The 26,572-nt window shown below is 67.0% G+C and carries 36 protein-coding genes and 1 pseudogene; 14 read left to right on the top strand and 23 right to left on the bottom strand.

The annotated features are described in order from the left end of the window. Positions 1-140: 140 nt before the first annotated feature. Both KUD94_RS02600 and KUD94_RS02595 read left to right on the top strand, forming a co-directional pair. Complete coding sequence (locus KUD94_RS02600) at positions 141-632, top strand: helix-turn-helix domain-containing protein (protein WP_218238338.1); 492 nt, start codon at positions 141-143, stop codon at positions 630-632. After that, the gene (locus KUD94_RS02595; RefSeq protein WP_146911336.1) at positions 629-1,054 is read left to right on the top strand and encodes a nucleotidyl transferase AbiEii/AbiGii toxin family protein; all 426 of its coding nucleotides are present in this window, start codon (positions 629-631) and stop codon (positions 1,052-1,054) included. Before KUD94_RS02600 ends, KUD94_RS02595 begins: the two co-directional genes overlap by 4 nt. Positions 1,055-1,973: 919 nt before the next feature. On the opposite strand, the gene KUD94_RS02590 is transcribed toward KUD94_RS02595, so the two are convergent. Continuing rightward, positions 1,974-2,468 (bottom strand): pilin, encoded by a 495-nt coding sequence (locus KUD94_RS02590; RefSeq protein WP_370625881.1) that lies wholly within the window; start codon positions 2,466-2,468, stop codon positions 1,974-1,976. Positions 2,469-2,737: 269 nt separating this feature from the next. Here KUD94_RS02590 and KUD94_RS02585 point away from each other — a divergent pair, with 269 nt between their 5' ends. The 4 genes from KUD94_RS02585 to KUD94_RS02570 all read left to right on the top strand — a co-directional run bounded on the left by KUD94_RS02585 (position 2,738) and on the right by KUD94_RS02570 (position 4,595). Continuing rightward, positions 2,738-3,295, top strand: a complete 558-nt coding sequence (locus KUD94_RS02585; protein WP_146911340.1) for a hypothetical protein — start codon at positions 2,738-2,740, stop codon at positions 3,293-3,295. A 200-nt stretch (positions 3,296-3,495) separates the two neighbouring features. Continuing rightward, entirely contained in the window at positions 3,496-3,885 is a 390-nt protein-coding gene (locus KUD94_RS02580; RefSeq protein WP_146911342.1) for a type II toxin-antitoxin system HigA family antitoxin, read from the top strand. 94 nt (positions 3,886-3,979) lie between these two features. Beyond that, positions 3,980-4,261, top strand: a complete 282-nt coding sequence (locus KUD94_RS02575) for a type II toxin-antitoxin system RelE/ParE family toxin (RefSeq protein ID WP_146911344.1) — start codon at positions 3,980-3,982, stop codon at positions 4,259-4,261. A 25-nt stretch (positions 4,262-4,286) separates the two neighbouring features. After that, positions 4,287-4,595: a HigA family addiction module antitoxin gene (locus KUD94_RS02570; RefSeq protein WP_146911346.1), complete on the top strand. Its 309-nt coding sequence runs from the start codon at positions 4,287-4,289 to the stop codon at positions 4,593-4,595. Positions 4,596-4,762: 167 nt separating this feature from the next. Here the strand turns inward: KUD94_RS02570 and KUD94_RS02565 are convergent, their stop codons facing one another. From KUD94_RS02565 to KUD94_RS02550, 4 genes are all read right to left on the bottom strand, one after another. Next, complete coding sequence (locus KUD94_RS02565) at positions 4,763-5,182, bottom strand: type II toxin-antitoxin system MqsA family antitoxin (RefSeq protein WP_146911347.1); 420 nt, start codon at positions 5,180-5,182, stop codon at positions 4,763-4,765. 1 nt (position 5,183) lies between these two features. Then, positions 5,184-5,330, bottom strand: coding sequence for a type II toxin-antitoxin system MqsR family toxin (locus KUD94_RS02560; RefSeq protein WP_146911348.1), 147 nt, complete (start codon positions 5,328-5,330; stop codon positions 5,184-5,186). Between the two features lie 79 nt (positions 5,331-5,409). Then, on the bottom strand, positions 5,410-5,730 hold the full coding sequence (locus KUD94_RS02555) for a DNA-binding transcriptional regulator (protein WP_146911350.1): 321 nt from the start codon (positions 5,728-5,730) through the stop codon (positions 5,410-5,412). Continuing rightward, on the bottom strand, positions 5,727-6,098 hold the full coding sequence (locus KUD94_RS02550) for a type II toxin-antitoxin system RelE/ParE family toxin (RefSeq protein ID WP_218238337.1): 372 nt from the start codon (positions 6,096-6,098) through the stop codon (positions 5,727-5,729). The genes KUD94_RS02555 and KUD94_RS02550 overlap by 4 nt, the downstream gene beginning before the upstream one ends. A 133-nt stretch (positions 6,099-6,231) precedes the next feature. On the opposite strand from KUD94_RS02550, the pseudogene KUD94_RS02545 reads away from it, so the two are divergent. Further along, a pseudogene (locus tag KUD94_RS02545) lies at positions 6,232-6,591 on the top strand (PIN domain-containing protein); the annotation flags it as partial. Positions 6,592-6,681: 90 nt separating this feature from the next. Here the strand turns inward: KUD94_RS02545 and KUD94_RS14830 are convergent. The 14 genes from KUD94_RS14830 to KUD94_RS02470 all read right to left on the bottom strand — a co-directional run bounded on the left by KUD94_RS14830 (position 6,682) and on the right by KUD94_RS02470 (position 16,764). Then, complete coding sequence (locus KUD94_RS14830) at positions 6,682-7,113, bottom strand: HigA family addiction module antitoxin (protein WP_304516289.1); 432 nt, start codon at positions 7,111-7,113, stop codon at positions 6,682-6,684. Continuing rightward, positions 7,110-8,429: a histidinol dehydrogenase gene (gene hisD, locus KUD94_RS02530; RefSeq protein ID WP_218238336.1), complete on the bottom strand. Its 1,320-nt coding sequence runs from the start codon at positions 8,427-8,429 to the stop codon at positions 7,110-7,112. Before hisD ends, KUD94_RS14830 begins: the two co-directional genes overlap by 4 nt. Then, positions 8,426-8,710, bottom strand: a complete 285-nt coding sequence (locus tag KUD94_RS14875) for a type II toxin-antitoxin system VapB family antitoxin (protein WP_218238335.1) — start codon at positions 8,708-8,710, stop codon at positions 8,426-8,428. Before KUD94_RS14875 ends, hisD begins: the two co-directional genes overlap by 4 nt. A gap of 106 nt (positions 8,711-8,816) precedes the next feature. After that, positions 8,817-9,467: an ATP phosphoribosyltransferase gene (hisG, locus tag KUD94_RS02520; protein ID WP_146911365.1), complete on the bottom strand. Its 651-nt coding sequence runs from the start codon at positions 9,465-9,467 to the stop codon at positions 8,817-8,819. Then, complete coding sequence (murA, locus tag KUD94_RS02515; RefSeq protein ID WP_146911366.1) at positions 9,464-10,738, bottom strand: UDP-N-acetylglucosamine 1-carboxyvinyltransferase; 1,275 nt, start codon at positions 10,736-10,738, stop codon at positions 9,464-9,466. The genes hisG and murA overlap by 4 nt, the downstream gene beginning before the upstream one ends. Positions 10,739-10,950: 212 nt before the next feature. Further along, entirely contained in the window at positions 10,951-11,202 is a 252-nt protein-coding gene (locus KUD94_RS02510) for a BolA family protein (RefSeq protein WP_370625880.1), read from the bottom strand. Between the two features lie 28 nt (positions 11,203-11,230). Next, on the bottom strand, positions 11,231-11,986 hold the full coding sequence (locus KUD94_RS02505; RefSeq protein WP_146911370.1) for an ABC transporter permease: 756 nt from the start codon (positions 11,984-11,986) through the stop codon (positions 11,231-11,233). Next, positions 11,983-12,912 (bottom strand): ABC transporter ATP-binding protein, encoded by a 930-nt coding sequence (locus KUD94_RS02500; RefSeq protein WP_146911372.1) that lies wholly within the window; start codon positions 12,910-12,912, stop codon positions 11,983-11,985. Before KUD94_RS02500 ends, KUD94_RS02505 begins: the two co-directional genes overlap by 4 nt. Positions 12,913-12,988: 76 nt before the next feature. Next, positions 12,989-13,264 (bottom strand): lipid asymmetry maintenance protein MlaB, encoded by a 276-nt coding sequence (locus KUD94_RS02495; RefSeq protein ID WP_146911374.1) that lies wholly within the window; start codon positions 13,262-13,264, stop codon positions 12,989-12,991. Positions 13,265-13,276: 12 nt separating this feature from the next. Next, the gene (locus KUD94_RS02490) at positions 13,277-13,927 is read right to left on the bottom strand and encodes a phospholipid-binding protein MlaC (RefSeq protein WP_218238334.1); all 651 of its coding nucleotides are present in this window, start codon (positions 13,925-13,927) and stop codon (positions 13,277-13,279) included. After that, positions 13,924-14,670: a VacJ family lipoprotein gene (locus KUD94_RS02485; protein ID WP_370625879.1), complete on the bottom strand. Its 747-nt coding sequence runs from the start codon at positions 14,668-14,670 to the stop codon at positions 13,924-13,926. Before KUD94_RS02485 ends, KUD94_RS02490 begins: the two co-directional genes overlap by 4 nt. Beyond that, positions 14,667-15,158 carry an outer membrane lipid asymmetry maintenance protein MlaD gene (mlaD, locus tag KUD94_RS02480; RefSeq protein ID WP_146911377.1) on the bottom strand — a complete coding sequence of 164 codons (492 nt, stop codon included), beginning with the start codon at positions 15,156-15,158 and terminating at the stop codon, positions 14,667-14,669. Before mlaD ends, KUD94_RS02485 begins: the two co-directional genes overlap by 4 nt. Before the next feature lie 8 nt (positions 15,159-15,166). Then, the gene (gene mlaE / locus KUD94_RS02475) at positions 15,167-15,949 is read right to left on the bottom strand and encodes a lipid asymmetry maintenance ABC transporter permease subunit MlaE (RefSeq protein ID WP_146911379.1); all 783 of its coding nucleotides are present in this window, start codon (positions 15,947-15,949) and stop codon (positions 15,167-15,169) included. Continuing rightward, positions 15,946-16,764: an ABC transporter ATP-binding protein gene (locus KUD94_RS02470; protein WP_218238333.1), complete on the bottom strand. Its 819-nt coding sequence runs from the start codon at positions 16,762-16,764 to the stop codon at positions 15,946-15,948. The genes mlaE and KUD94_RS02470 overlap by 4 nt, the downstream gene beginning before the upstream one ends. 244 nt (positions 16,765-17,008) lie before the next feature. Between KUD94_RS02470 and speD the strand changes: the two genes are divergently transcribed. Beyond that, positions 17,009-17,416, top strand: a complete 408-nt coding sequence (gene speD, locus KUD94_RS02465; protein WP_218238332.1) for an adenosylmethionine decarboxylase — start codon at positions 17,009-17,011, stop codon at positions 17,414-17,416. Next, complete coding sequence (gene speE, locus KUD94_RS02460) at positions 17,413-18,369, top strand: polyamine aminopropyltransferase (protein ID WP_218238331.1); 957 nt, start codon at positions 17,413-17,415, stop codon at positions 18,367-18,369. The genes speD and speE overlap by 4 nt, the downstream gene beginning before the upstream one ends. Positions 18,370-18,406: 37 nt before the next feature. On the opposite strand, the gene icd is transcribed toward speE, so the two are convergent. Next, positions 18,407-19,666, bottom strand: coding sequence for an NADP-dependent isocitrate dehydrogenase (gene icd, locus KUD94_RS02455; RefSeq protein WP_218238330.1), 1,260 nt, complete (start codon positions 19,664-19,666; stop codon positions 18,407-18,409). Positions 19,667-19,862: 196 nt separating this feature from the next. On the opposite strand from icd, the gene KUD94_RS02450 reads away from it, so the two are divergent. Further along, positions 19,863-20,111, top strand: a complete 249-nt coding sequence (locus KUD94_RS02450; RefSeq protein WP_218238329.1) for a hypothetical protein — start codon at positions 19,863-19,865, stop codon at positions 20,109-20,111. A gap of 85 nt (positions 20,112-20,196) precedes the next feature. Further along, the gene (locus KUD94_RS02445; RefSeq protein ID WP_218238328.1) at positions 20,197-20,661 is read left to right on the top strand and encodes a DUF192 domain-containing protein; all 465 of its coding nucleotides are present in this window, start codon (positions 20,197-20,199) and stop codon (positions 20,659-20,661) included. A 14-nt stretch (positions 20,662-20,675) separates the two neighbouring features. Here the strand turns inward: KUD94_RS02445 and KUD94_RS02440 are convergent, their stop codons facing one another. Together KUD94_RS02440 and KUD94_RS02435 are read right to left on the bottom strand one after the other, a co-directional pair. Beyond that, on the bottom strand, positions 20,676-21,116 hold the full coding sequence (locus tag KUD94_RS02440; RefSeq protein ID WP_218238327.1) for a universal stress protein: 441 nt from the start codon (positions 21,114-21,116) through the stop codon (positions 20,676-20,678). A gap of 47 nt (positions 21,117-21,163) precedes the next feature. Next, positions 21,164-21,925, bottom strand: coding sequence for a 2OG-Fe dioxygenase family protein (locus tag KUD94_RS02435; RefSeq protein ID WP_218238326.1), 762 nt, complete (start codon positions 21,923-21,925; stop codon positions 21,164-21,166). Positions 21,926-22,059: 134 nt separating this feature from the next. Between KUD94_RS02435 and KUD94_RS02430 the strand changes: the two genes are divergently transcribed. Genes KUD94_RS02430 through KUD94_RS02420 form a run of 3 tightly spaced genes read left to right on the top strand, consistent with a single transcriptional unit; the run spans position 22,060 to position 25,948 of the window. After that, entirely contained in the window at positions 22,060-23,067 is a 1,008-nt protein-coding gene (locus KUD94_RS02430; RefSeq protein WP_218238325.1) for a D-2-hydroxyacid dehydrogenase family protein, read from the top strand. 8 nt (positions 23,068-23,075) lie between these two features. Then, the gene (gene mnmC / locus KUD94_RS02425; protein WP_218238324.1) at positions 23,076-25,010 is read left to right on the top strand and encodes an FAD-dependent 5-carboxymethylaminomethyl-2-thiouridine(34) oxidoreductase MnmC; all 1,935 of its coding nucleotides are present in this window, start codon (positions 23,076-23,078) and stop codon (positions 25,008-25,010) included. After that, positions 25,007-25,948 carry a DMT family transporter gene (locus tag KUD94_RS02420; protein WP_218238323.1) on the top strand — a complete coding sequence of 314 codons (942 nt, stop codon included), beginning with the start codon at positions 25,007-25,009 and terminating at the stop codon, positions 25,946-25,948. The genes mnmC and KUD94_RS02420 overlap by 4 nt, the downstream gene beginning before the upstream one ends. Here the strand turns inward: KUD94_RS02420 and rraA are convergent. Then, entirely contained in the window at positions 25,923-26,441 is a 519-nt protein-coding gene (rraA, locus tag KUD94_RS02415) for a ribonuclease E activity regulator RraA (protein ID WP_218238322.1), read from the bottom strand. The two genes, KUD94_RS02420 and rraA, sit on opposite strands and share 26 nt — an antisense overlap. Positions 26,442-26,572 lie beyond the last annotated feature (131 nt).

Genomic DNA, 26,572 nt, shown 5'->3' with positions numbered 1-26,572 from the left:
AGCTGCTTGGCAATCCGGCGGACCCCGTCGCGCACATCCCGTCTCCGTAGCTTGTCTGCAGATCACTCTCGGTGGCTGGTCGAATTAGCGTTCAAGCATTAATATGTCAAATATTTTTGACATATTCCCATTGCCTGACCATGAACCTGACTGAGATTGGACGTGCCGTGAGCGCCCGACGCGCCAAGCTGGGCCTGACCCAAGCGCAACTGGCACACCTGAGCGGCCTGTCGCGCCAGACCGTGGTGGGGCTGGAAAACGGCACCTTGAGCGATCTGGGCATCAACCGCGTGGGACAGATCATGGCAGTGCTGGGGCTCGATAGCTCCAAACCGGACACGCAAACGCGACGCAAAAAACGCGGCTTGTGGATGGCGGCCAAGACGGCGAGCGTCAGCTATGCACATGAGCTTGCCCCCGAGGTACTGGAGCAGGCGCTGGCCAGTGGCGATGTGCCGCCTTCGTTCGCCCCACACCTGACCCATCTGCTGGATGAGGCCCCCGTGCCCACCGTCGTGATGGCGGTAGAGGAGGCAGCTGCGCATGCGCATCTGCCGCCTCGGCAGGTCTGGCGCAACGTCGCAAAACTCGCGCGGTCGCTGTCCGTTCACCGTCGGGCGCTGTGGGCATGAACGCCAATGTGCTGCCCAGCGGCGCTTGGGAAAGCCTGTTCCCACGTGCCTTGGCCTTGATCGACGAGATCAGCAAGTACGGCGGCATGGCAGACCCGTTCTGGACCTTGGGCGGTGGAACCGTGTTGATGTTCCGCTACCGCCACCGGATGAGCAAGGACATCGACATCTTCGTGCCCGATCCGCAATACTTGGGTTTTGTCACCCCACGGCTGAGCGATACGGCGGCGGATATGACCGAGGACTACACCGAACAGCCAGGCATGTTCGTCAAGCTCCTGTTCGAAGAGGGCGAGGTGACAGTTTGTGGCAACGTAAGCAAGCCCCGCCCGGCATCGAGGCCTCGATGGCAACCGCCCCTCACCGCATCCTGCACATCACCCGCAAGCTGCCCCCCTTGGTTGGCGGCATGGAGCGCCTGAACTGGCATATTGCCGACGAACTCTCGCGTTCCGCGCAAGTGCACCTGATCGGCCCGCAAGGCAGCGCCGCCTTGCGCCCCGCCGCCGTGCCGGTGACGGAGGTGCCGCTGCGGCCCCTGCCCCGCTTTCTGCCGCGCGGGCTGGACCTGCGAGGCCATCGCGGCCGACCAGGGCCTGTAGCGCACCGGCGTGTTTGACATCTGGAGGCGCCATGACGAGGGCGGCGCCAAGACCCTGGCCGACAAGCCCTGCGGACGGCCCGTGGGCGTGCTGCGCGCCCTGAGCGAAGAGCAGGAGCGCGACATCCGCCGAGTGCTCAGCCTCCGCAAACCGAGGCAGGCCACCAAGCCATCCCACAGACTGAAGATGTGCCACGGAATCGTCAAATTGCATAGCTGTCTGCGCTCACCAGCAAACGATTTCAGATAGGTTTATATTTTAAATCCTTACCAGACAACCGCTAACAGCTCACTTTTTTGATTTACGACTTGGGCTGCAACTCGAACACGCCATCAGCGACCAAGTCGCTCTCAGAACGCATCCACCGGCGCATATCCGACCAGCTTGAGGTCTGCATCCAGCAACGCGACCCACTCTTTCACCTTGCTGCTAATTGTCCTATCCCAGCTTCATGCTTCTGACAGGTAGGAAGAGGCGGCTTTTGGAGGTTCCCGCTGGACTATGTAAGCCCGATGCGCTTCCAAGAGAACTGGTAGGCCAATCAGTGCATGAGAGCAGCTATGGGATACAGATTCCAAGGGCAAGGCCAAGTTGGCGGTACTGCGAAGGGTTGGAATGCACCTGCTGACCTTACAAGGTGGCAGGTGTTTCACTTTACTTTTGAATCCGCTCAATAAGAAGCCCGCCGCACTGGATCCAGTGCGGCGGGCTTTCAAATTACCCAAAAAGAATTTGCGTATTAATAAACGCCACGGCAACTCGAAGGCAGATACTTAGCCGGCATATCCGTCCCATCCGCCGTCAACCCGCAGCGCCAACCGGCGATATTAGTACCTGCAACTGCAGCAGTGAACGTACCGGCCGCAGTTGACGAAGGCGCCATGGAAACGACCTTGCCATCGGCTGTACCGCCAAGGCCAGTCGCTGTTTTTGCCGTAATAACACCGGCAGCAGAGACATGGAGTTCAGCAACCTGTTTTGTGGCAGCACCAGTTCCTGTGGTGCATCCCCACGCCGCATCATCTGCGGCAGGAAGAGCATTACCAGATTGGAAAACTTCTGTTACAGATGTGCGGCAAGAAGACATTGCCAAGAGCACTTCAGAAATTTTGGCACGCACCGTGTAATCCTGATACGCCGGCAACGCCACTGCAGCCAAAATACCAATGATCGCCACAACGATCATCAATTCGATCAAGGTAAAACCTTGCTGGACTTTCTTCATGGTCTTCATAAGACTATCCCTCACAAAAGTTGAAACAGGAGACACTCCGCTGGGTGCGTCGCCGCACGCCCTGTTGGCAAGCACTTACCGTGCCAGGCCAAACCAGCCGGCATGCGCATCATAGGGCAGGCGCGGGCGGCGGCGATTGGTACAAACGTCAAGTTTTGTACGCCGCGCCGCCGCTTTGTCGCAACAAGGGGGTGTCGCGCCCTCGCGTGTCGCGAAATTTTGGCGACAATGGGTCTTCCGCCCCGCCTTGGGCTGCCCTGGTCTTGTGCATGCACCCTTCCCTTACCTTCCCCTGCGCGGTCAGCCAGAACACGGCCGCGGCGCTGACCGGGCGCAGCGTGCGCACCTGGCAGCGCCGCGTGGAGCAGGGGCTGGTGGAGCGCCTGGGCGAAGGCCGCACGCTGGTGCCCTTCGATGCGCTGGTGCCAGAGCTGGCGGTGGCCATTGCCCCGGCCGACCTGCCGCTGCTGGCGCGTGCCGACGGGGGCGACGCCACCGCCCAGGCGGAGCTGGGCGCGCTGCTGGCGCTGGAGGCGCTGGCGGGCGCGGCCGGCACGCACGCGCAGGCAGACAGGGGCCGCAGCGCCGGCGCGGCGGCGGCGCTGTACTTTCTGCAGGCCGGCGCCGACCAAGGCAGCGCGGACGCGATGCATTGGCTGGCGCTGCTGCATGCGGCGGGGCTGGCTGGCGGGGGCAACGGTCACGAGGGCGACGGCGGCAAGGCGCTGGCGCTGATGTGGCTGGCGCGCGCGGCGGCACATGGGCACGTGATTGCGCGGGCGCAGTTGGCGGGCTTGGTGCCGGGAGACGGGGTGTTGAAGGCGTGATCAGCCCGGCCCGGTGAAATTGAAATGGGCGGTGGCGGGTGGTGGCGCTTGCCCCCACCCCTGCCCTCCCCCAAAGGGGGAGGGAGAAGGCCCGGCGGAATTTCGCGGCGGGGGCCTCTTTGCAAGGCGGCGCACATCAAATTCGCAGGCACTCATGCCGAGTACGACCGAATTGACGCCCATACCGTGGAGATCAAACCATGAGCCAGCACACCTTGCATCCCATTCGCACCGAGGACGATTACCGGGCAGCGTTGAAAACGGCGGAAAGTTTCTTCGATGCCCCTGATGAATGTGATCCCGCCAGTGAAGAAGGTGCCTGGTTCGAGGCGCTCCTCACCCTCATTGAAGCTTGGGAACGCAAGCACTACCCGCTGAAGCCGCTGGACCCCGTTGATGCGATCAAATTCCACATGGACCAGGCAGGCCTGACGGTGGCCGACATGGCACCCTGGATCGGCCCGCGCCACCGGGTCTATGAGATTTTGGGGGGCAAGCGCCCGCTCACGCTGCACATGATTCGCAGGCTTTTGGCGCTGGGCATTCCCGCCCAGACACTGGTGGGCAAGCCGGAGCCTGCGATGGGTTGAATGGGCAAGGGCATGCCGACTGCTGCAAGAGCAAACTGCGTGCACCGGATTGTTTTACCGAATACCGGTAAACGTGATAGAGTACTCTCCATTCATGCCCATTGTTTCCTTCAGGTGCCCAGACACTCAGCGCTTGTTCACCAGCGGCAAGACACGGCGTTTTTCCAGCTTCCAGTCTGTGGCAGAGCGCAAGCTGGCACAACTGGATGCCGCCGTGACACTGGATTTTTTGCGCAGTCCGCCAGGCAATCGCCTTGAGCTGCTGACGGGCGACCGCCAAGGGCAGCACAGCATCCGCATCAACGGCCAGTGGCGCGTGTGCTTTGTCTGGACGGACAAAGGGCCCATGAATGTGGAAATCGTCGACTATCACTGACGACAACGCCAGCCAGGAGAAAGACATGGTCAAAAACGGCATGCGCCCCATCCACCCGGGCGAAATATTGCGTGAGGACTACCTCAAACCTCTGCAGCTCAGCGCCAATGCGCTGGCCGGGCAACTGCACGTACCTGCATCGCGCATCAACGACATCGTGCTGGGGCGCCGGGGCATTACCGCCGATACGGCCTTGCGCCTGTGCCGCTTTTTTGGGGGTGACGCACGGTCATGGCTCAATCTGCAAACGGCTTACGATTTGCGCGTGGCCGAGCTTGACGGGGCAGTGCAACAGGCCGTGCAGACGGTGCACCCCATGCTGCATCCGACCTGAATATCGTTGATGCCAGGCATTCGCCCGCAGGCACTGGCAGGCAAGCCGAAGCCTGCGATGGGTTGAATGGGCAAGAAAGGGTGCGTGAGCAGTTGGCGGGGTTGATGCCGAGGGGGAACGCCAGACAACACGGCCGACAGGCAGCAGCAGGCCAACGCGAACTTCGGCTATCGCACCTCGGCCAGCAGGTTGGGGTGCTTGTCCAGCAAGCGCATCAGCAGCACGGTGGACTTGTGTGGCTGGGTCTTGCCGCGTTCATATTCGCTGAAAGCCGATACACCGCCGCCAAACAGACGTCCCGCCTCGGCTTGCGACAAGCCCAGTTTTTTGCGCGCGGCGCGCAGCGCCAGGGCTTGCCGTTGCCTGGCCTCCTGGCCAGCGGCCTCCACGGCCGCGCTCATGCGGGCGGCGCTGTCGCCCTGCAAGTCGTATTCGATTTCGCCGCAGGCCGGGCAATGCCAGCCAGTGACGCCCTTCACGGAATAGGGCACGCCCATGATCTCGCCATGCACGTCCTTGGTGGTGTGCACCAGGGCCGTGCCGTCGTCGCATTGCAGGCAGTACCGGTTCTTTGCGTCGGGGGTCATGTCAAAGCTCCTTGAACTGGAGCACCACCGCGCCATCCGCGCGAAAGGTGACTTTGATGTAGGCCATGCAGCCATTGGGACAAGGTGCGTGGTACACGTCTTGCCACAGGGTATGGTCGGCATGGGTCGTCATGCTTTTGTAGAACATGCGCCGCTCCAAACCAAGCACTACGGCCAATGTCTGCGCCTGCAATGGGCTGAATGGGCAAGAGAAGGTGCAATTTCCTTCAAAGCACCGCTTCCAGCCCCTTGCGCTCGATGATGTCCAGCAATTTTTGCGACGGTCCGCTGGGGCGCTTGTCGCCCACTTCCCATTTGCGGACGGTGGACGTGCTGGTGTTCAATACGCTGGCCAGCACGGCCTGGCTCAGGCGCAGCCGTTCACGCAGCGCCTTGACCTTGGCGGCATCGTAGTCTTGCACCGGCTTCAGACACAGCACGTCGTACTTCTGCATCTTGCGCTTGTCGATGAAGCCCAGACGGTACAGATCGTGTGCGCCTTCATGCACGGCTTCCATGATGCGGCTCTTGGCCTTGGGTGTGGTCATTGGCAGATCTCCTGCAAAGTGCCGTCAGCAACGGCGTCATCCAATTGCGCGTCCATGCGCTCCAACCAGTCTGCAGCGTAGTCCTTCAATGCTTGCAGTTCATCATCGCTGATGTTGTCGCGCTCGTTCTTCTCGAAGCCGAATACGAAAAACCAGCGACTGCCCTTGTTGGTGGCAAGCAGCGTGCGCACACCGCCGCGCTTGCCGCGCCCAGCCAGTCCGACGCGCTTCTTCACCACACCGCCGCCAAGGTCGGCATCGATCAGGCCAGCAGCCATCTCCTGAACGGCCTTGCACAAGGCGGCATCGGCAAGCTCCGTCTTGCGCATCCATCGCTGGAAATAACGGGTCTTGAATACGCGCTCCATGGGTTGAGATTATGCCACCAAGTGGCATAGATTACTTCCCACCATTCCCCCGATGACTGGCCCGATCACTCGCGCCGGGCAAAGGGGCGTGCTGACGATGTACCGAGGCCAGCTCGATACCCCATCCATCTGAATGGCTCCAGCATCTGACGCAGGGCACCCATTCGTCATCACGCCCCTTTGCCCGACGAAGTGCATCACGCTGGCGCAGCTGCTGTTCGGCATCCAGGCGCTCACGGCCAGCCGACGCAAGGACATGCTGGACCGCGCCCTGAACGAATTGCTGGAACTCTTCAAGGAGCGGGTGCTGCCCTTTGATGCGGATGCCGCGCGCCACTACGCCGACCTGGCCGTGACGGCCGGAAATGGCGGGCGCGGCTTTCCGACGCCAGACGGCTACGTCGCGGCCATTGCGGCGTCGCGGGGTTTCATCGTGGCTTCACGCGACACTGCGCCCTGCGACGCGGCTGGTGTCACTGTCATCAACCCCTGGACAGGCGCATGGAGCCAGGGTGATTGCCGGCCCCTCACCCAGCCTCTCCCCAAAGGGGAGAGGAGCCGGCTGGGCGGCCGCTGGCAGGCTTCAGGCGGTGGTGCGCGGGCAGAAAACGCGGATTCTGGGTGCGATTTTTTCCTGCATGGTGCGCGCCGTCACACGCATGTCGTACTCTGTCTGCAGGTTCATCCAGAAGCGCGGCTCCATGTCGAAGAACAAGCCCAGTCGCAAGGCGGTATCGGCAGTGATCGGGCGACGGCCGTGCACCAGTTCGCTGATCCTGCTGGGTGAGACGTCAATATCCGCCGCAAGCTGGCGGGCGGTGATGCCCATGGGCAGCATGTATTCCTCCAGCAGGATTTCGCCAGGGTGGATTTCATCGAGCAGTTCGGTCATTTTCATCTCCTGGTGGTAGTCCACGATTTCGACCCGATGCACACCGTCGTCGTGCCACGCAAAGCAGACTCGCCACTGGCCGTTGATGCGGATGCTGTGCTGCCCCTGACGATCACCTTTCAAGGCTTCAACCGCAGCTCCGCCGCCCTGGCATGCGCCTGCAAGCCTTCGCCGCGCGCGAGCACGCTGGCGGTGCGGCCCAGGGTTTGGGCGCCCTGCTCGCTCACTTCGATCAGGCTGGTGCGTTTTTGAAAGTCGTATACGCCCAGCGGGCTGGAAAAGCGCGCGGTGCCGCTGGTGGGCAGCACGTGGTTGGGGCCGGCGCAGTAGTCGCCCAGCGATTCAGTGGTGAAGGCGCCCAGGAAGATGGCGCCGGCGTGGCGCAGCAGCGGCTCCCAGCGGTGGGGTTCGCTGCTGGAGATTTCCAGGTGCTCGGGGGCGATGCGGTTGCTGATTTCGCAGGCTTCTTCCATGCTGCGCGTGTGGATGAGCGCGCCGCGGCCCGACAGGCTTTTGGCGATGATCTCGGCACGCGGCAATTCAGGCAGCAGGCGGTTCATGGCCTGGGCCACCTGGTCGATGTAGGCGGCGTCGGGGCACAGCAGGATGGCCTGGGCCAGTTCGTCGTGCTCGGCCTGGCTGAAGAGGTCCATGGCCACCCAGTCGGGCGGGGTGCTGCCGTCGGCCAGCACCAGGATTTCGCTGGGGCCGGCGATCATGTCGATGCCGACCTGGCCAAACACGCGCTTCTTGGCGCTGGCGACGTAGGCGTTGCCGGGGCCGGTGATCTTGTCCACCTTGGGGACGGTGGCGGTGCCGTGGGCCAGTGCGGCCACGGCCTGGGCGCCGCCTATGGTGAAGCCGCGCGTGACGCCCGCAAGGTATGCGGCGGCCAGCACCAGCGGGTTCTTGTCACCGCCGGGGGTGGGCACCATCATGATGATTTCGGGCACGCCCGCGACCTGCGCGGGGATGGCGTTCATCAGGACGCTGCTGGGGTAGGCGGCCTTGCCGCCGGGCACGTAGATGCCCACGCGGTCCAGCGGGGTGACTTTCTGGCCCAGCAGCGTGCCGTCTTCGTCGCGGTAGCTCCAGCTTTCGCCGCAGGCTTTTTTCTGCGCCTCGTGGTAGCTGCGCACGCGCCGGGCGGCGGCGGTGAGGGCTTCACGCTGGGCGGCGCTCAATCCGTCGTGCGCGGCTTGCAGCTCTGCCTGAGTCAGCTCCAGTTCGGCGACGCTGGCAGCCTGCAGCCGGTCAAAGCGCGCGGTGTATTCCAGCACGGCCGCATCGCCGCGCTCGGCCACCTGGGCCAGGATGTCGGCCACGCGCTGCTCGATGGCGGCGTCCTGCTCGGCCGACCAGTGCAGGCGGGCGGCAAAATCTTGCTCGAATGTGGCTGAAACCGTTGACAGGCGGGCGGGGGCAGCTAGCAATTTCATGGTTTTTCGATAGATTCCATTGTGGAATGTGGCCACCCATCCCAGCCGTCGTCTTGCTCCGCTAAAGGGATGGCGGTCAACACCTCGGCCAGTGAACGGCGGTGCGGTGCACCGGCCACTTGCGATGTCTGATCACCCAACGCAGCCGACCGCTTGCCAGACTGCACACGGATAAAGGTCTGCATGGCTTCGCGCAGCAATGTCACCCTATCCGTGCCCGGACCGGCCAGTTCCAGTGCCTGCTGGTACAACTCGTCGTCGATCGTGACCGTGATACGCATGGCGGGCTCCAAGACTGTTCAAATAGAAAGCAAGGCCATTTTCGCAGGAGCGGATTCAGCCGCGAACCGCTCTCGTGCCGTCTTGTTTTGCATCCACGGCCGTATCTCAGTCCGCTCCCACCGCCCCTGCAAACGCCTCGATGATGCGCTTGATGCGCGCCTGCTTGAGCTTGAACGCGGCCTGGTTGACCACCAGGTGGCTGCTGATGTCCATGATGCGCTCGACCTCCACCAGCTGGTTGGCCTTGAGCGTGTTGCCGGTGGAGACGAGATCGACGATGGCGTCGGCCAGGCCGGTGAGCGGGGCCAGTTCCATGCTGCCGTAGAGCTTGATGAGGTCGGCATGCATGCCCTTGCCGGCAAAGAAGTTGCGCGCGATGGTGGGGTATTTGGTGGCCACGCGCAGGCGTGCGCCCTGGTGCACGGCCTGCTGGTAATCAAAGTCGGTGCGCACGGCCACGCCGACGTGGCATTGGGCGATGCGCAGGTCCAGCGGGCGAAACAGGCCCTGGCCGCCATGCTCGATCAGGTTGTCCTTGCCGGCCACGCCCAGGTCGGCGCCGCCGTATTCCACGTAGGTGGGCACGTCGGTGGCGCGCACCAGCACCACGCGCACGTCGGCCTGGTTGGTGGGCAGGATGAGCTTGCGGGTTTTTTCCGGGTCTTCCAGCACCTCGATGCCGGCGGTGGCCAGCAGCGGCAGGGTTTCGTCGAAGATGCGGCCCTTGGACAGCGCCAGCGTGATCTGCTGCGTCATTGGATTCTCTCGATGTCCGCGCCCAGCTGGCGCAGCTTGTCTTCCATCGCGTCGTAGCCGCGGTCCAGGTGGTAGATGCGGTCCACCACGGTTTCGCCCTCGGCCACGAGGCCGGCGATCACCAGGCTGGCGGAGGCGCGCAGGTCGGTGGCCATGACGGTGGCGCCGGTCAGGCGCGCGCCGCCCGCCACGGTGGCCACGCGGCCGTCGACCATGATCTCGGCGCCCAGGCGCATCAGCTCCTGCACGTGCATGAAGCGGTTTTCGAAGATGGTTTCGGTCACTGTGGTGCTGCCCTGCGCCACCAGGTTCAGCGCCATGAACTGCGCCTGCATGTCGGTGGGAAAACCCGGGTATTCCATGGTGCGAAAGCCCTGCGCCACCAGGGCTGCGCCGCCGGGGCTCTGCACGCGCAGGCCGTCTGCCCCGGGCGTGAGGGTGACGCCGGCGCTGCGCAGTTTGTCGGCCAGCGCCTCCATGTGGTCCAGGCGCGCATGCTCGAGCAGCACGTCGCCGCCGGTGGCGGCCACGGCGCAGGCGAAGGTGCCGGCTTCGATGCGGTCGGCCACCACCTGGTGGGTGCAGCCGGCCAACCGCGCCACGCCCTGGATGCGGATGCTGCTGCTGCCGTGGCCTTCGATGCGCGCGCCCATGGCGATGAGCATCTCGGCCAGGTCGCTGACCTCGGGCTCCTGGGCGGCGTTTTCCAGCACGGTTTCGCCCTCGGCCAGGCAGGCGGCCATCATCAGGTTTTCGGTGCCGGTGACGGTGATCATGTCGGTGGTGATGCGCGCACCCCTGAGGCGCTTTTGCCCCTCGGGCAGGCGCGCGACGATGTCGCCGTGCTCTACCTCGATCAGCGCGCCCATGGCGCTCAGGCCCTTGATGTGCTGGTCCACCGGCCGCGCGCCGATGGCGCAGCCGCCGGGCAGCGACACCCGGGCACGGCCGAAGCGCGCCAGCAGCGGGCCCAGGGCCAGCACCGAGGCGCGCATGGTCTTGACCAGCGCGTAGGGTGCCTCCGGGCGCAGGGTGTCGGGCGCTGCGAAGCTCATGCCGCCGCGCTCGCCATGCGTGGTGCTCACCACGCCCATGTGGTCGAGCAACTGGCGCATGGTGCGCACGTCGTGCAGGCGCGGGACGTTGACCAGGTGCACCGGCTCGTGCGTGAGCAGCGCCGCGCACATCTGGGGCAAGGCGGCGTTCTTGGCGCCGGAGATGGTCACGCGGCCGTCGAGCCGGCGTCCGCCACGGATCAGGAGCTTGTCCATCGAATAAGAGTCAAATCGGGCTCTAACGCTTGCCCATCAAGCGCCAATAGCTATCAAAATGTGAATTTCCCCTTCCCCCTTTGGGGGAGGGTTGGGGTGGGGGCCGCCCGGACCGCAATCAGCGCACTGCGTGGGACAAGCCCCAAGCCCCCATCCCGGCCTTCCCCCGGCGGGGCAAGGAGCAAGAGAGCGGCGCCGGGCGGCAGCATGGCTCACACCGCCTGCTGCTGCGCCTGCTCCCACTCGGCCGGCGTGAAGGTCTTCATGGACAGGGCATGCAGCGCCTCGCTGTCCATGTGCGCGCGCACCGCGCCATAGACCAGCTGGTGGCGCTGGATGGGGCGCTTGCCCTCGAACGCGGGGGAGACCACCAGCGCAAACCAGTGGTGTCCGTCGCCGTCCACCTGCAGGTGCTCGCAGGCCAGGTGCTCGGCGATGAGTTGCCGGATGTCGTCAGCGGTCATGGGCACACCTTTGCGGAAAACAGAAAAATCAGTTGCGGATCTTGTAGCCGACGGCCAGCAGGCGCAGCGTCAGCGCGCTCACCAGCACCCAGGCCAGGCCCACCACGGCCAGGCTCACCCAGGGGGAGATGTCGCTCATGCCGAAGAAGCCGTAGCGAAAGCCGTCGACCATGTAGAAGAAGGGGTTGAGCTGGCTCACGCCCTGCCAGAAGGGCGGCAGGGTGTCTATCGAATAGAACACGCCCGAAAGAAAGGTCATGGGCACGATGACGAAGTTCTGGAAGGTGGCCATGTGGTCGAACTTGTCGGCCCACAGGCCCGCGATGACCCCCAGCGCGCCCAGCAGGCCCGCGCCCAGCACGGCAAACGCCAGGCTCCACAGCGGCTGGACGAAGCCCGGCTGGGCATAGAACAGCGTGACGACGAACACGCCCAGCCCCACCACCAGCCCGCGCACCACGGACGAGCCCACGTAGGCGGTGAACCACGCCCAGTGCGACAGCGGCGTGAGCTGGATGAACACCAGGTTGCCCATGATCTTGCTCTGCACCAGGCTGGAGGCGCTGTTGGCGAACGAGTTCTGCAGGATGCTCATCATCACCAGCCCCGGCACGAGGAAGGCGGTGTAGCTGAGCTGCCCGTACACCTGCAGCCGGTCTTCCAGCACGTGGCCGAAGATCAGCAGGTAGAGCATGGAGGTGACCACCGGCGCCACCACGGTCTGGAAGGCCACCTTCCAAAAGCGCAGCAGCTCCTTCCTGAACAGCGTGGGCCAGCCGCTCATGCGCCCTCCTGCGCCGCTTCGTCCTGGGCCGATTCCATGACATGGATGAAGACGTCCTCCAGGTCGGGCTTGCGGATTTCCACGTCCTCCACGCGCACGCCGGCGCCGCGCAGCACGCCCAGGTGCTGCTCGATCTCCTGCGCGCTGCCGGCCGGCAGCTGCGCCACCCGGCCCGTCACGCGCGCGAGCTGCGCCAGCGCGGGCGGCAGCGCGTCGTCGGTCTTGAAGCGCAGCACGCTGGTGGAGGCCTGGGACAGCAGCTCCGACGTATTGGCCAGCGCCACCACGTGCCCGTGCTTGAGCATGGCAAGGCGCGTGCACAGCGCCTCGGCCTCTTCCAGATAGTGGGTGGTGAGCAGCACCGCATGGCCCTGCCTGTTGAGTTGCGCGACGAACTGCCACAGGGTCTGGCGCAGTTCCACGTCCACGCCGGCAGTGGGTTCGTCCAGCACGATGACCGGCGGCTTGTGCACCAGCGCCTGCGCCACCAGCACGCGCCGCTTCATGCCGCCCGAGAGCTGGCGCATGTTGGCGTCCGCCTTGTCGGCCAGGCCCAGGTGCTCCAGCAGCTCGTCGATCCAGGCGTCGTTGCGCCTGAGGCCGAAGTAGCCCGACTGCAGGCGCAGCGTCTCGCGCACGCTGAAGAAGGGGTCGTAGACCAGCTCCTGCGGCACCACGCCCAGCAGCTGGCGGGCGGCGGCGTAGTCGCCGTGCACGTCATGCCCCATGACGCTGACCTTGCCGCTGCTGGCGCGCGCCAGCCCCGCGAGGATGCTGATCAGGGTGGTCTTGCCCGCGCCGTTGGGGCCCAGCAGGCCGAAGAATTCGCCCTCCTGGATCTCGAAACTCACCCCCGACAGGGCGTGAAACGGCCCATGCGGCGTGGAAAAGGTCTTGGAGACGGACTGAAAGGTAACGGCGGCCATAGGGAACCGGGCATTCTAGTCGGCGCCGTCTTCCCTGTCCTGCCCCTGCCTTTCGGCGCCGCCCCGGGAGCGCGCCTCAGGCGGCGGCTGGCGCCAGCAGTTCCTGCACGCCGTACAGGCCCGCCAGATCGAGCAGGGGCTGGGGCATCGCCCGGGTGGCCAGCTGCTTGCCGTCGTACAGCGCGGCGCGCCGGCATTCGAGCAGCACGGCAAGGGCGGAGCTGTCAAAGACCGACAGCGCCGCGCAATCGACCAGCACCTGGCTGCCCTGTTCGGCCTTGAGGCCCTGCAGCAGCAGCTGCAGGCAGGCGCCCGCCTTGGCGTGGGTGAGCGTGGAAGGCAGCACCAGCATGGCGCAGCACCGCTAGCGCGCGGGCGCGTTGGCCTGGTTGCGCGCCACCAGCGCCTCGATCAGGCCGTCCACGCCGCGGGCGTTGATCTCGGCGGCGAACTGGCTGCGGTAGGTTTCCACCAGCCATACGCCCATGATGTTGATGTTGTAGATCTTCCAGTCCTCGCCCGCCTTCTGCGCCAGGCGGTAGTCCAGCTCGATGGGGTCGCCCCGGCCGCGCACCTCGGTGCGTACCAGCACGTCCTTGTCGCCCTCGGCGGCGCGAAACGGCTTGACGGCGATGCGCAGGTTGGACACCTCAGAGAGCGCGCCCGCGTAGGTGCGCACCAGCAGCTGCTTGAACTCGTCCTGCAGGTGCTGCTGCTGCTCGGGCGTGGCGCGGCGCCAACCCGGGCCGACGGCGGCGGCCGTCATGCGCTTGAAGTCCAGGTGCGGCAGGATGATCCTGTCCACCAGCGCAACGATCTTGTGCACGTCGCCGGCCTTGATGGCCGCGTCCTTGCCGACGGCATCGAGCACCTCGTTGGACAGGCGCTCGATCATGGCATTCGGCGCCTCGGTCGCGGCCAGCGCCCAGGGCAGATGCCCGGCCAGCACGGCGGCGGCGACGGCGGCGCGCAGACAGCCGCGCCGGTTCAAGGAGTCAAAGCAAAAAACCGTCATTCATCTTCCTCCGGCAACCTGCCGTCGCTGTCCGCGGCATTGCGGCCGGATTGCCGCTCGCGCGCACCGAGGTAGAGGTCGCGGGTAAAAGTGTAGGGGTCCAGCGCCGCCGCGTCCCGCACCGCCGTGGCGCCGAGAAAGGCGGCACGCCGGTCGGCGAAGCGCAGCACGTACAGGCCGTTGCGCGTGCGCACCGGGCGCGCATGCCAGGCCAGGTCGCCCCAGGTATCGGCGGGCAGCGCGGCCGTGTCGCGCAGCGTGGACGGGCCCAGCAGCGGCAGCACCAGATAAGGGCCGCTGGGTATGCCCCAGCGCGCCAGCGTCAGGCCGAAGTCCTGCTTGTGGCGCTCTATGCCCGCCTCGCTGGCCACGTCGAACACGCCGCCGATGCCGATGAAGGAATTGATGCCGAAGCGCGCCAGGCTGTCGGCGGCCGCCCTGCCCTGGCCTTGCAGCACGTTGTTCACGAAGGACCAGAGGTCGGCGAGGTTGGCAAAGAAGTTGCCCACGCCCGTGCGCACCGGTCGGGGCAAGGCCTCCTTGTAGAGCGTGGCAGCGGGCGTAAGCAAGATGGTGTCAACCCCGTCGTTGAACTCGCTCATCGCCCGGTTGTAGGGCTCGAGCGGATCTTGCGGATGGGCGCCCGGCCCGGTGGCGCAGCCGGCCAGGGCCAGCAGCAGCCCCGCCGTCAGCGCCAGCAGCATGGCCCGCAGGCCGGGGCTTGCATGGTGAGAGGTGGTCATTTCTTGTTGTTGGCAGGGGCCGGCGGGGCGGCGTTGTCCTGCGCCTTGCCGTAGAGGAACTGCCCTATGAGGTTTTCAAGCACCACCGCCGACTGGGTGGCGGTGACGGTGTCGCCATCGGCCAGGTTCTGCTCGTCGGCGCCCGGCTCGATGCCGATGTACTGGTCGCCCAGCAGGCCGCTGGTGAGGATCTTGAGCGAGCTGTCCTTGGGAAACTGGAAGTGCCGGTCCATCTCCAGCGTCACGCGCGCCTGGTAGGTGGTGTCGTCGAAGGTGATGGCGCGCACCCGCCCGACGACCACGCCCGCGCCGCGCACCGCCGCCTTGGGCTTGAGGCCGCCGATGTTGTCAAAGCGCGCGCTGATGCGATAGCCCTGCTGCCAGTTGAGGTTGAGCAGGTTGGCCGACTGCAGCGCCAGGAACACCAGCGCGGCCAGGCCCAGCATCACGAACAGGCCCACCCAGACATCGTTTTTGGATCGTTCCATTGCGCCTCCTACAAGCTGAACATCAAGGCGGTGAGGATGAAATCGAGCGCCAGCACCGCCAGCGACGCGATCACCACGGTGCGCGTGGTCGCGCGCGCCACGCCTTCGGGCGTGGGCTTGGCCGCGTAGCCCTGCAGCACCGCGGTGAACGTCACCGCGACGCCGAACACCAGGCTCTTGACCACGCCGTTGCCCACGTCCTTGAACACGTCCACGCCGCCTTGCATCTGGCCCCAGAACGCGCCGCCGTCCACCCCTATCATCACCACGCCGACCAGCCAGCCGCCCAGCACCCCGACGGCGCTGAACACCGCCGCCAGCACCGGCATGGCAATCACGCCACCCCAGAAGCGCGGCGCCAGAATGCGCTGCACCGGGTCCACCGCCATCAGTTCCATGGCCGACAGCTGCTCGCCCGCGCGCATCAGGCCGATTTCGGCCGTCAGGGAGGTGCCGGCGCGCCCGGCGAACAGCAGCGCGGTGACCACCGGGCCGAGCTCGCGCACCAGGCTGAGCGTGACCATCAGGCCGAGCGAGGTCTCCGAACCGTAGAGCTGCAGCACGTTGTAGCCCTGCAGCGCCAGCACGAAGCCGACGAACAGGCCCGACAGCGCAATGATGGCCAGCGAATGGTTGCCCAGGAAGTGCACCTGGTCGCGCAGCAGCGCCGGGCGGCGCAGCGCCGGGCCAAGCAAGGCCAGCAGCCGCACGAACAGGCGCGCGCCCAGGCCGATGTCCGCCAGGCGGCTGCGCAGCGCCAGGCCCACGTCCGCGGGGCGCCACCAGCTCACCGTCGGCCTCCGGCCTCACGGGCCACGCCAAAGTCCTGCGCCATGCTGGGTCCCGGGTAGTGAAACGGTACGGGGCCCACAGGCAGGGCATGCACGAACTGGTGCACCAGCGGGTTGTCGCTGGTGCGCACCTCTCCGGGCGTGCCCTGGGCCGCGACATCGCCTTCGCCCAGGATGACGACATGGTCGGCCAGAGCGAAGGTTTCCTGCAGGTTGTGCGACACCAGCACCGTGGTCAGCCCCATGGCATCGTTGAGCCGGCGGATCAGCTGCGCCGCAATGCCCATGGAGATGGGATCGAGCCCGGCAAAGGGCTCGTCGTACATGACCAGCTCGGGGTCGAGCGCGATCGCGCGCGCCAGCGCCACGCGCCGCGCCATGCCGCCCGAGATCTGGCTGGGCATCAGGTCGCGCGCACCGCGCAGGCCCACCGCATGCAGCTTCATCAGGACGATGTCGCGCACCAGTGCCGGGCTCAGGTCGGTGTGCTCGCGCAGCGGAAAGGCGACGTTGTCGAACACGCTCAGGTCGGTGAACAGCGCGCCGAACTGAAACAGCATGCCCATGCGCCGGCGCAAGGCATAGAGCGCCGGCAGTTCGAGCGCGCCGACGTCCTGGCTGTCGACCAGCACCTGCCCCTGCTGCGCCCGGTGCTGCCCGCCGATCAGGCGCAGCACCGTGGTCTTGCCACCGCCCGAGGCGCCCATGATGGCCGTGACCTTGCCGCGCGGCACCACCAGCGACAGGTCGCGCAGCACCGCGCGCGCGCCATACCCGAAGGTGACGTTGCGCAGCTGCACTAGGGGTTCGGACATCGGGGGCTACTCGAAGGCGCCTGCGCGGCCAGCGCGGGCAAAGGGATCAATGATAAATGCAGCGCCAAATGCCCGCCGCGCGGCCCGCGCGCCCGGGCTGGAATAAACATATAGCATGCAACTATAATTGCCGGTTCCGTTTTGCACTGCAAGGCTTGGGCATCACCGCTTGCTGCCGGGTTTGGCAGACCAGGCGCGCAATGCCCGCCAGCTGTCCTTGCCACCCAGGAAAGGTCATCCCACGATGGATCAAGCTGTCGTCGCACGCCCCCCTTCACGCCCGGCCCACCGGCTGGCCACCGGTCTGCACCTGATAGGCGACCTTTATGGTTGCGAGTGTGATCCCAGGCTGATGTACGACGCGGCTTACCTGGAAGAATTCTGCAAGCAGCAGGTGGCCGATGCCGGGCTGACGTCGGTCGGCTCGCTGTTTCACGGCTTTGGCGAGGACGGCGGCGTCACCGGCGTGGTGGTGCTGGCCGAATCGCACCTGTCCATCCACACCTGGCCCGAATCGGGTTACGTGACGCTGGACGTCTACGTCTGCAACTACACCGAAAACAACCGCCCCAAGGCACAAAAGCTGTTTGACAGCCTGCAAGCCGCGTTCAACCCGAGCGAGCCTCGGCTGCATCGCGTCGATCGGGCATGACGGGCGCCGTGGCGGGCGCGCGCCAGGCCGTGGCGGAGCGGCTGAACGCACACTTCGGCTTCTACCTCACCCACTGCGAACTGCTGGCGCAAAGCCGCTCCGACTGGCAGCACATCGAGATCTTTGAGCACCCGCAGTTCGGGCGGGTGATGCGCATCGACGGCTGCTTCATGACCAGCGAGCGCGACGAGTTTTTCTACCATGAACCCATGGTGCACCTGCCGGCGATCGCGCACCCCGGCGTGCGCCACGCGCTGGTCGTGGGCGGCGGCGACGGCGGCGCGGTCGAAGAACTGCTCAAGCTCCCCGGCATCGAGCAGGTAACGCTGTGCGAGCTCGACGACGAAGTCGTGCGCATGGCGCGCCAGTGGCTGGCGTCCATCCATCGCGGCGCACTCGACGACCCGCGCGTGCGCCTGCAGCTCGGTGACGCGCGCATCTTCATGCAGGCCACCGAGCAGCGGTTCGATCAGATCGTGCTCGACCTGACCGACCCCTTCGGCCCGGCGGTGGAGTTGTACACGGTGCAGTTCTACCAGACCTGCCAGCGCATCCTGCAGCCCGGCGGCGTGCTTTCGCTGCACCTGGGCTCACCCATCCACCTGCAGGAGAGCCTGCAGCGCATCCACGCCTCGCTCAAGGCGGTGTTCCCCATCGTGCGGCCCTACCTGCAGTACGTGCCCTTGTACGGCACGCTGTGGTGCATGGCCATGGCATCGGACACCAGCGACCCGGCGGCGCTCACGCCGGCGCAGGTGGACGCGCGCCTGCGCGTGCGCGGCATCGGCCGGCTGCAGTTGTACAACGGGCAGACCCACCAGGCGCTGCTGGCCCAGCCCAACTTCCTGGTCGAGATGCTGCGCCAGCGCGCGGCGCCGCTGCACAGCGGCCAGCAGCTCGGCGACGTGCACGACCCGGCCGATCTGCCGCCCATCACCATCGTCGAAGGCTGAGCTCGCCCGGCGCGCGCGCAAGCGCCGCGCGCAGGGCTCACATCGCGTCGATCATCACCTGGCCAAAGCCCGAGCAGCTGACCTGCGTCGCGCCCTCCATCAGGCGGGCAAAGTCGTAGGTCACGCGCTTGCTCAGGACGGCCTTTTCCATCGCGCTCAGGATCAGGTCTGCGGCTTCGAGCCAGCCCATGTGGCGCAGCATCATCTCGGCGCTCAGGATCTCCGAGCCCGGGTTGACGTAGTCCTTGCCCGCATACTTGGGCGCCGTGCCGTGCGTGGCCTCGAAGCAGGCGACCGAGTCGCTCATGTTCGCCCCCGGGGCGATGCCTATGCCGCCGACTTGCGCCGCCAGCGCGTCGCTGATGTAGTCGCCGTTGAGGTTGAGCGTGGCGATCACGCTGTATTCGGCCGGGCGCAGCAGGATCTGCTGCAGGAAGGCGTCGGCAATCGCGTCCTTGACGACGATGTCCTTGCCGCTTTTTGGGTTGCGAAACTTGCACCAGGGGCCGCCATCGATCGGCTCGGCACCGAATTCGCGCTGGGCCAGCGCATAGCCCCAGTCGCGAAACCCGCCCTCGGTGTACTTCATGATGTTGCCCTTGTGCACCAGGGTCACATTGGGCTTGTCGTTGTCTATCGCGTACTGGATGGCCTTGCGCACCAGGCGCTCGCTGCCCTCGATGGACACCGGCTTGACCCCTATGCCCGAGGTGTCGGGAAAGCGGATCTTGGCCACGCCCATCTCGTCCTGCAGAAAGCGGATGAGCTTTTGCGCCTGCTCGCTGCGCGCAGGCCACTCGATGCCGGCGTAGATGTCTTCGGAATTCTCCCGAAAGATCACCATGTTGACTTTTTCGGGCGCCTTGACCGGGCTGGGCACACCGCGGAAATACTGCACCGGCCGCAGGCAGACATAGAGGTCAAGCTCCTGGCGCAGCGCCACGTTGAGCGAGCGTATGCCGCCCCCTACCGGCGTGGTCAGCGGCCCCTTGATGGAGACCACGTAGTCCTTGAGCGCCGCCAGCGTCTCTTCGGGCAGCCAGACGTCGGGACCATAGACGCGCGTGGCCTTCTCGCCCGCGTAGACCTCCATCCAGTGGATCTTGCGCCGGCCGTCGTAGGCCTTGGCCACGGCCGCATCCACCACCTTGATCATCACCGGCGTGATGTCCACTCCGGTGCCGTCGCCCTCGATGAAGGGGATGATGGGCTGATCGGGCACCGCGAGCGACAAGTCCGCGTTGACGGTGATCTTGCTGCCCTGCGCGGGCACCTGGACGTGCTGCAAACTGCTCATGCGCGTGCTTCTCCCCCTTGTGAGCGCGAAACCCGTGACCAAGCCCGCGCAGCACACCAGGGCCGCGCGGGCTCGAAACGCGTCAAATTCTAGTGAAGAAAACCCGGCGCACCGTCAACCCCCGGATGAGCGCGGCCGTTCAAGCATGCGCAACGCGGCGTCTCGCGCTGCACTTTGCAACCAGGACATCAGCACCATGAAACAGCTTTTCGCTCTCCTCGCTTCCAGCCTCATCGCCTTCGGCGCAGCCGCCCAGGGCCAGCCGGCGCCCGCCGAGCCCATGGCACCTGCCGCCGCCGCTGCACCGGCCGCCCCTGTTGCGGCAGCGCCCGCCGACACCGCAGCGCCCAAGGCCAAGACGTCCAAGGCGGCCAAGGCCCACAAGAAGGCTGCCAAAAAGCATGCCAAGCGCCCTGCCAAGAGGGCTGCCAAGTCGGCCGCCTGAGACGGCTCAGCGTCCGCCCCCGTACAGGGCAGACAGGCAAAGCCCGCAAAGTATGATCTTTGCGGGCTTTTTTACGGGTCGCCCCATGTTCGCCACCGCTTCACGTTTTCTCTGTCTGCTCGCCGGCCTCGCCGTGGCCGGCTTCGCGTCGGCGCAGTCGGGCCAGCCGCCGCAGACTTCGCTTGCGCGCGTGGCGCTGCAGGCCGGCATTCACCGCATCGACGCCCAGGTCGCTGCAAGCGCGCAGCAGCGCCAGATCGGGCTGATGCACCGGCGCCAGATGCCCGAACACGAGGGCATGCTCTTCGTCTTCGAAGAGCCGGGCGTGCAGTGCTTCTGGATGAAGGACACGCTGCTGCCGCTCACGGCCGCTTTCATCGCCGACGATGGGCGCATCGTGAACCTCGCGGACATGCAGCCGCAGACCGAGGACGCGCACTGCTCGGACAAGCCGGTGCGCTACGTGCTGGAGATGAACCAGGGTTGGTTTGCCCGCAAGGGGCTCAAGAGCGGCAGCCGCCTTTCCGGTCCGCCGTTTGACGCTCGCTGAAGCGCTAGCGCGCTTCAGTCGTGCACCACCAGCACCGGCACCCGCACGACGCCCAGCACGCGCTGGGTGACGCTGCCCAGCACCAGTTTTTCCAGCCCGCGGCGGCCGTGCGAGCCCATCACCACCAGGTCGGCGCCGGTACTCTTGCAGGTGTTGAGCACCCCGTCGTGCACCGTGTGGCCTTCACCGACCACGGTATTGACCTGCGCCACCCCGGACTTTTCCACCAGCGCGCGCGCCGCGTCCAGCGCGGCATTGGCTTCGGCGTTGGCGGCGGTCAGGTATTGCGCCTGGCCGTAGGCAAAGTCTGCGCCGACCCCGGTAAACGGATAGGGATCGATCACGTACAGCAGGGTCACTTCGCTGGCGAAGGCCTGGGCCAGAGCCGCGGCGCGGGCGACCGCGTTCATCGAGGTGTCGGAACCATCGACCGGAACCAGAATGTGCTTGAACATGGGATGCTCCTTTCGCGGCCAGCGGCCGTAGTCGTTGCGCTCGATGATTATTGACCATCCTCACCCAGGAAATGCCCGCGCCGGCAGGTCAGCACCAGGGTGTCGCGCCAGCCGAAATCGCCCGTGGGCTGAATCGGCGTGGTTTCGTGAATCATGCGCGCATCGTCGAGCAGCAGCACCGACCAGGGCTCGCTCAGCGTGAAGCGCTGGCCTGCGGGGCCCTGTGCCTCGAAGATGCGCGTCTCCCCGCCCTTGATGCGCTCGCGCGCCACCAGAAAGACGGCCACCAGATCCACGCCGTCGCGGTGCGCGCCCTCGGGCGTGGGGCGACCAAGGCCGCCGGCGGTGTCGATGCGAAACTGGTGCGCTTCCACGCACCAGCGCGCGGGCGGCGCGTGGGGCGGCAACAAGGCTTTTTGCGCCAGCGCGGCCAGCGCCTGCAGCAGCCTGTGCCACTGCGTCAGCGCCACGCTTGCGTCGAGCATGGGTGCAAACCAGCGCAGCATGCCGCCATGCAGCGCGTTGTATTCGACCGGCTGCCAGTGGGCGCGGTGCGGCACCTGCATGCTCAGGCCTCCCTGCACCACGAAGCAGGAATGGCGCCGGCGCCGGTAGCGCCCCGCGTCCTTGAGGTAGTCGTCGGGCGGCAGATCGTCCCAGTCGGGCTGCAGCGCCGCCAGATCGGCCAGGGGCAGATGCAGCCAGCGGGCGACGTCGCAAGGCGCAAGCACCGCATAGCCGCGTTCACGCAAACGGCGCGCAAGCGCCGTGGCCGGGGCGTAAGGGGGTGAAAAATCGGTGACCGCCATGACGCCAGAGCTTACGGCAAGGCGGGGCGGGCCGATGCGCATCAACGACAATCGAGCGGCTTTTTGAATTTTCCCCGCCGCTCGCCGCTGGCGCGAGCGCGGGCTGTTTTGCCGTCGTTGATTCTTTGCCCGACATGAATATCGTCATCCTGGATGATTACCAGGACACCGTGCGCAAGCTGCGCTGCGCCGAACGCCTGGCCCACCATTCGGCCAAGGTGTACACCAATACCGTCAAGGGCCTGGGCCAGTTGTCCGTGCGCCTGCGCGATGCCGAGGTCATCGTGCTGATACGCGAGCGCACCCACATCAGCCGCCAGCTGATCGAAAAACTGCCTCGGCTCAAGTTCATCGCCCAGACCGGCCGCGTCGGCCCGCACATCGACCTGGCCGCCTGCACCGAGCGCGGCATTGCGGTAGCCGAGGGCAGCAGCTCTCCGGTTGCGCCGGCAGAGCTGACCTGGGCGCTGCTGATGGCGGCCATGCGCCGCCTGCCGCACTACATCGCCAACCTCAAGCACGGCGCGTGGCAGCAGGCCGGGTTGCGCTCGGCGTCGATGCCGCCCAACTTCGCGCTCGGCCAGGTGCTGCGCGGGCGCACCCTGGGGATCTGGGGCTATGGCCGGATCGGCCAGATCGTGGCGGGCTACGGGCGCGCCTTTGGCATGAATGTGCGCGTCTGGGGCAGCGAGGCCTCGCGCACCCGCGCCCTGGCCGATGGCTACCAGGCGGCGGGCACGCGCGCCGAGTTCTTCGAGCAGTGCGACGTGGTCTCCCTGCACCTGCGGCTCACGCCCGAGACCATGCACCAGATCACGCTGGAAGACCTGTCGCTGATGAAGCCCACCGCCGTACTGGTGAACACCGCGCGCGCCGAGCTGCTGCAGCCCGACGCATTGATCGCCGCGCTCAACCGCGGGCGCCCCGGCATGGCGGCGATCGACGTGTTCGAGAGCGAACCCATCCTGCAGGGCCATGCGCTGCTGCGCCTGGAAAACTGCATCTGCACGCCGCACATCGGCTATGTCGAGCAGGACAATTACGAGCTGTACTTCGGGGCGGCCTTCGACAACGTGGTCAACTACATCAAGGGCACGCCCACCAATGTCGTCAACCCCGGCGCGCTGCAAATGCGCCGCTGAAGCCGGCCATGGCCGAACCCCTGCTCTGGCTTGACGACGGCACGCCCGCCAGCGCGCGCTTTGGCGACCGCTACCACAGCCGCGCCGGCCACGGCCTGCCGCAGGCGCGCGGCACGTTCCTGGCGGGCTGCGAACTGCCGCAGGCCTGGGCCGGCCGCGCGCAGTGGCACGTGCTTGAAACCGGCTTCGGGCTGGGGCTGAACTTCCTCGTCACCTGGGACGCCTGGCGCAAGGACCCGGCGCGCCCGCGGCTGCTGCATTTCAGCTCCTGCGAGGCCTGGCCCGTGGGCCCCGAGGCGTTGCTGCGCGCCGCCCCGCCCGAGCCCGCGCTGCAGGCGCTCGCGGCCGAGCTGGCGGCGCAATACCAGGGCATGACGCCGGGCGTGCACCGCCTGGTCTTCGAGCACGGGCGGGTGTTGCTCACCATTCTTGTGGGCGACGTGCAGCGCATGCTGCGCGCGCAGCGGCTGCAGGCCGACTGCGTGTACCTGGACGGCTTTGCACCGCGCCTGAACCCGCAGATGTGGAGCGAGCACACGCTCAAGGCAGTGGCGCGCAGCTGCCGGCGCGGCGCGCGCATTGCTACCTGGTGCACCGCGCGCAGCGTGCGCGAGACGCTGGCGCGCTGCGGCTTTGCGCTGCACACCACCGCCGGCGTCGCGCCCAAGCGCGAGAACCTCAGGGGCAGCTACGAGCCGCCCTGGCAACCACACCCGGTTCGCGCCGCGCTGCCCGCCGCCACGCTGCCGCCCGGGCGCCGCTGCGCCGTGGTCGGCGCCGGCCTGGCCGGCGCCGCCGTGGCCAACAGCCTGGCGCGCAGAGGCTGGCGCGTGACGGTGCACGAGCGCGGCGCCGGCGCGGCCAGCGGTGCGTCGGGCGTGCCCGCCGCCATCGCCGCGCCCCATGCCTCACCCGACGACAGCCTGATCTCGCGCCTGTCGCGCGCCGGACTGCGTGCGCTGCGGCTGGCGCTGCAGCAGCATGCGGGCGACCTGCAAGGCAGAGACTGGGCGCTGGACGGCGTGCTCGAACACCGGGTGGGCGAGAGCGCCGGCCTGCCGGGCGACAGCCCCGAGTGGCGCCACTGGAGCGTTCCGGCCGACGCCGCGCAATGCGCGCAGACCACGCTGGCGGCGCCGGCCAGCGCGCTCTGGCATTCCGGCGCAGGCTGGCTGCGCCCGCAGGCGCTGATCGAGCGGCTGCTGGCGCAGCCAGGCGTGGCGCTGCGCACGCACTCCGACGTCGCGCGCATCGAAGCCGCCGGCGGGCCGGGCACGCGCTGGCGCCTGCTGGACGCCCGCGGCCGGCTGCTGGACGAGGCGGATCTGCTGGTGGTGTGCGCCGGCGCGGCCAGCGGCGCGCTGAGCCCGGCAGCCGCTGCCCTGCCGCTGCAGCCGGTGCGCGGCATGTGCAGCCTGGGGCCGCGCACGCGCGCCGATGGCGACACGCCCTGGCCGAGCCAGCCGGTCAATGGCCACGGCATGCTGATTCCCGGGCCGGTGGGCAACGCGGCGCCCTATTGGGTCTGCGGCTCGACCTTCGAGCGCGGCCAGGAGCGCCTGCCGCTCACGCCGGCCGAAATCGCGGCGGGGCACGAAGCCAATTTCGCCAAGCTGTCGCTGCTGTTGCCGGGGCTGGCGCCGGCGCTCGCGCCGCGCTTTTTGGATGGCGGCGCCACCCTGAGTTTTTGGTCCGGCGTGCGCTGCGGCCTGCCCGACCATCTGCCGCTTGTTGGCCCGCTGGATGCGGCGCGCCAGCCCGGGCTGTGGCTGTGCACCGGCCTGGGCGCGCGCGGCGCGACGCTGGCCAGCCTGTGCGCAGAACTGCTCGCCGCTCGGCTGCATGGCGAGCCGCTGCCGCTGGATGCGGCGCTGGCGCGCGCGCTGATGTCCGAACGCTTTGCGCCAGCGACGCAACCGGCTTGCGCCTACACCGACGCATGAGACCGCTCTCGCGCCCCGCTGCCCTGGCCTGCCTGGCGCTGAGCATGTCGCTCGTCGGCACCTACGTGGCGCTGTCCAAGCCGCTGGCGCTGGTGTTTCCGGTGATGCTGCTGGCCTGGCTGCGCTTTGGCCTGGGGGCGCTTGCCATGCTCGGCTGGCTGCGCAAGCCAGCGGACGAGCCGGCGCTGGGCATGCACGCCAAGGGCCTGCTGTTCCTGAACGCGCTGCTGGGCAATTTCCTGTTCACCGTGTTGATGATTTATGGCGTGAGCCTGACGAGTGCGAGCACCGCCGGCGTCATCATGGCCTCCATCCCCGCCTGGGTCGCGCTGCTGAGCCGTTTCTTCCTCGGCGAGCGCATCGCCGCGCGCACCTGGCTGGCGATTGCGCTGGCGGCGGCCGGCATCGCGCTGTTTGCGCTCGGCAAGCCGACGGCTGCGCCGCCTGCAGAGCTCAGCGGCACGCCGGGCACGGGGGCGCGCTGGCTTGGCGGCATGCTGCTGCTGGGCGCCTCATGTTGCGAGGCGGCCTATTCGGTGATAGGCAAGCGCCTGACCGCTTCGCTCGGGCCGCGGCGCATCTCGGCGCTGATGAACCTCTGGGGCTTCGTGCTGGCCACGCCCGCAGGCCTGTGGCTGGCCTGGCAGTTCGATTTTTCGGCGGTGTCGTGGCCGAACTGGCTGCTGTTGCTGTTCTACGCGCTGGCCGCCTGCGTGTGGAGCGTGTGGCTGTGGATGACGGGCCTGTCCACGGTGCCCGCCTCGCAGGCCGGCGTCTTCACCACCTTCCTGCCCTTGAGCGCGGCCCTGGTCGGCGTGCTTGCGCTGGGCGAAGCCATGGGGCCGCTGCAGTGGCTTGCGTTTGCGTTGGCGCTGGCCAGCGTGGTGCTGGCCACGGCGCGCCTGCCGCGGCTCAGGCGTGCATCGCCCGCTCGCTGACGACCATGCCGTCGGCGTCGGCATAAAGCCAATCGCCCGGGCGCACCCAGGTGCCCTGGATCTGCACCGGCACGTCGGCCTCGCCCGCGCCGCGCTTGTCCGTGGCCATGGGCACGAGCGCGAGCGCCCGGATGCCAAGCGCCAGTGCGTCGAGTTCGGCCACGTCGCGCACGCAGCCGTCCACCACGATGCCGGCCCAGCCGTTGCGCGCGGCAGCGGCCGCCAGGTTGCCGCCCACCAGCGCCCGGCGCAGCGAGGCGCCGCCGTCCACCACCAGCACCCGGCCCTCGCCCGGGCGCTGCACCGCCTCGCGCACCAGGGAGTTGTCCTCGAAACACTTGATCGTGGCCACCCGGCCGTGGAAGGCGCCGCGCGCGCCGAAGTGCCGAAACACCGGCGCCAGCACGCGAAACGCGCCACTGGCGTCGTCCCGGCGGGCGTCGCAGAGATCGCAGGTGGCGGGGCTTGCGGGCGTGGTGGTGGCGGCAGTCATGGCAGCAGTTCGGTCAAGTGCAAACCGGCGCATTTTGCCCCGGCTGTTGCCCCTGCGCCGCACCCGGGGGCCGCGGGAGCACAAAAAGTGGCCTGCCGACTTGGCAAGCGGGCATTTCCCGCTAGTATCCG

It is taken from the genome of Comamonas sp. NLF-1-9 (assembly GCF_019195435.1).
In the GTDB taxonomy this organism is placed as follows: Bacteria; Pseudomonadota; Gammaproteobacteria; order Burkholderiales; family Burkholderiaceae_C; genus Comamonas_C.
This window is presented reverse-complemented; position numbering and strand designations above follow the sequence as displayed.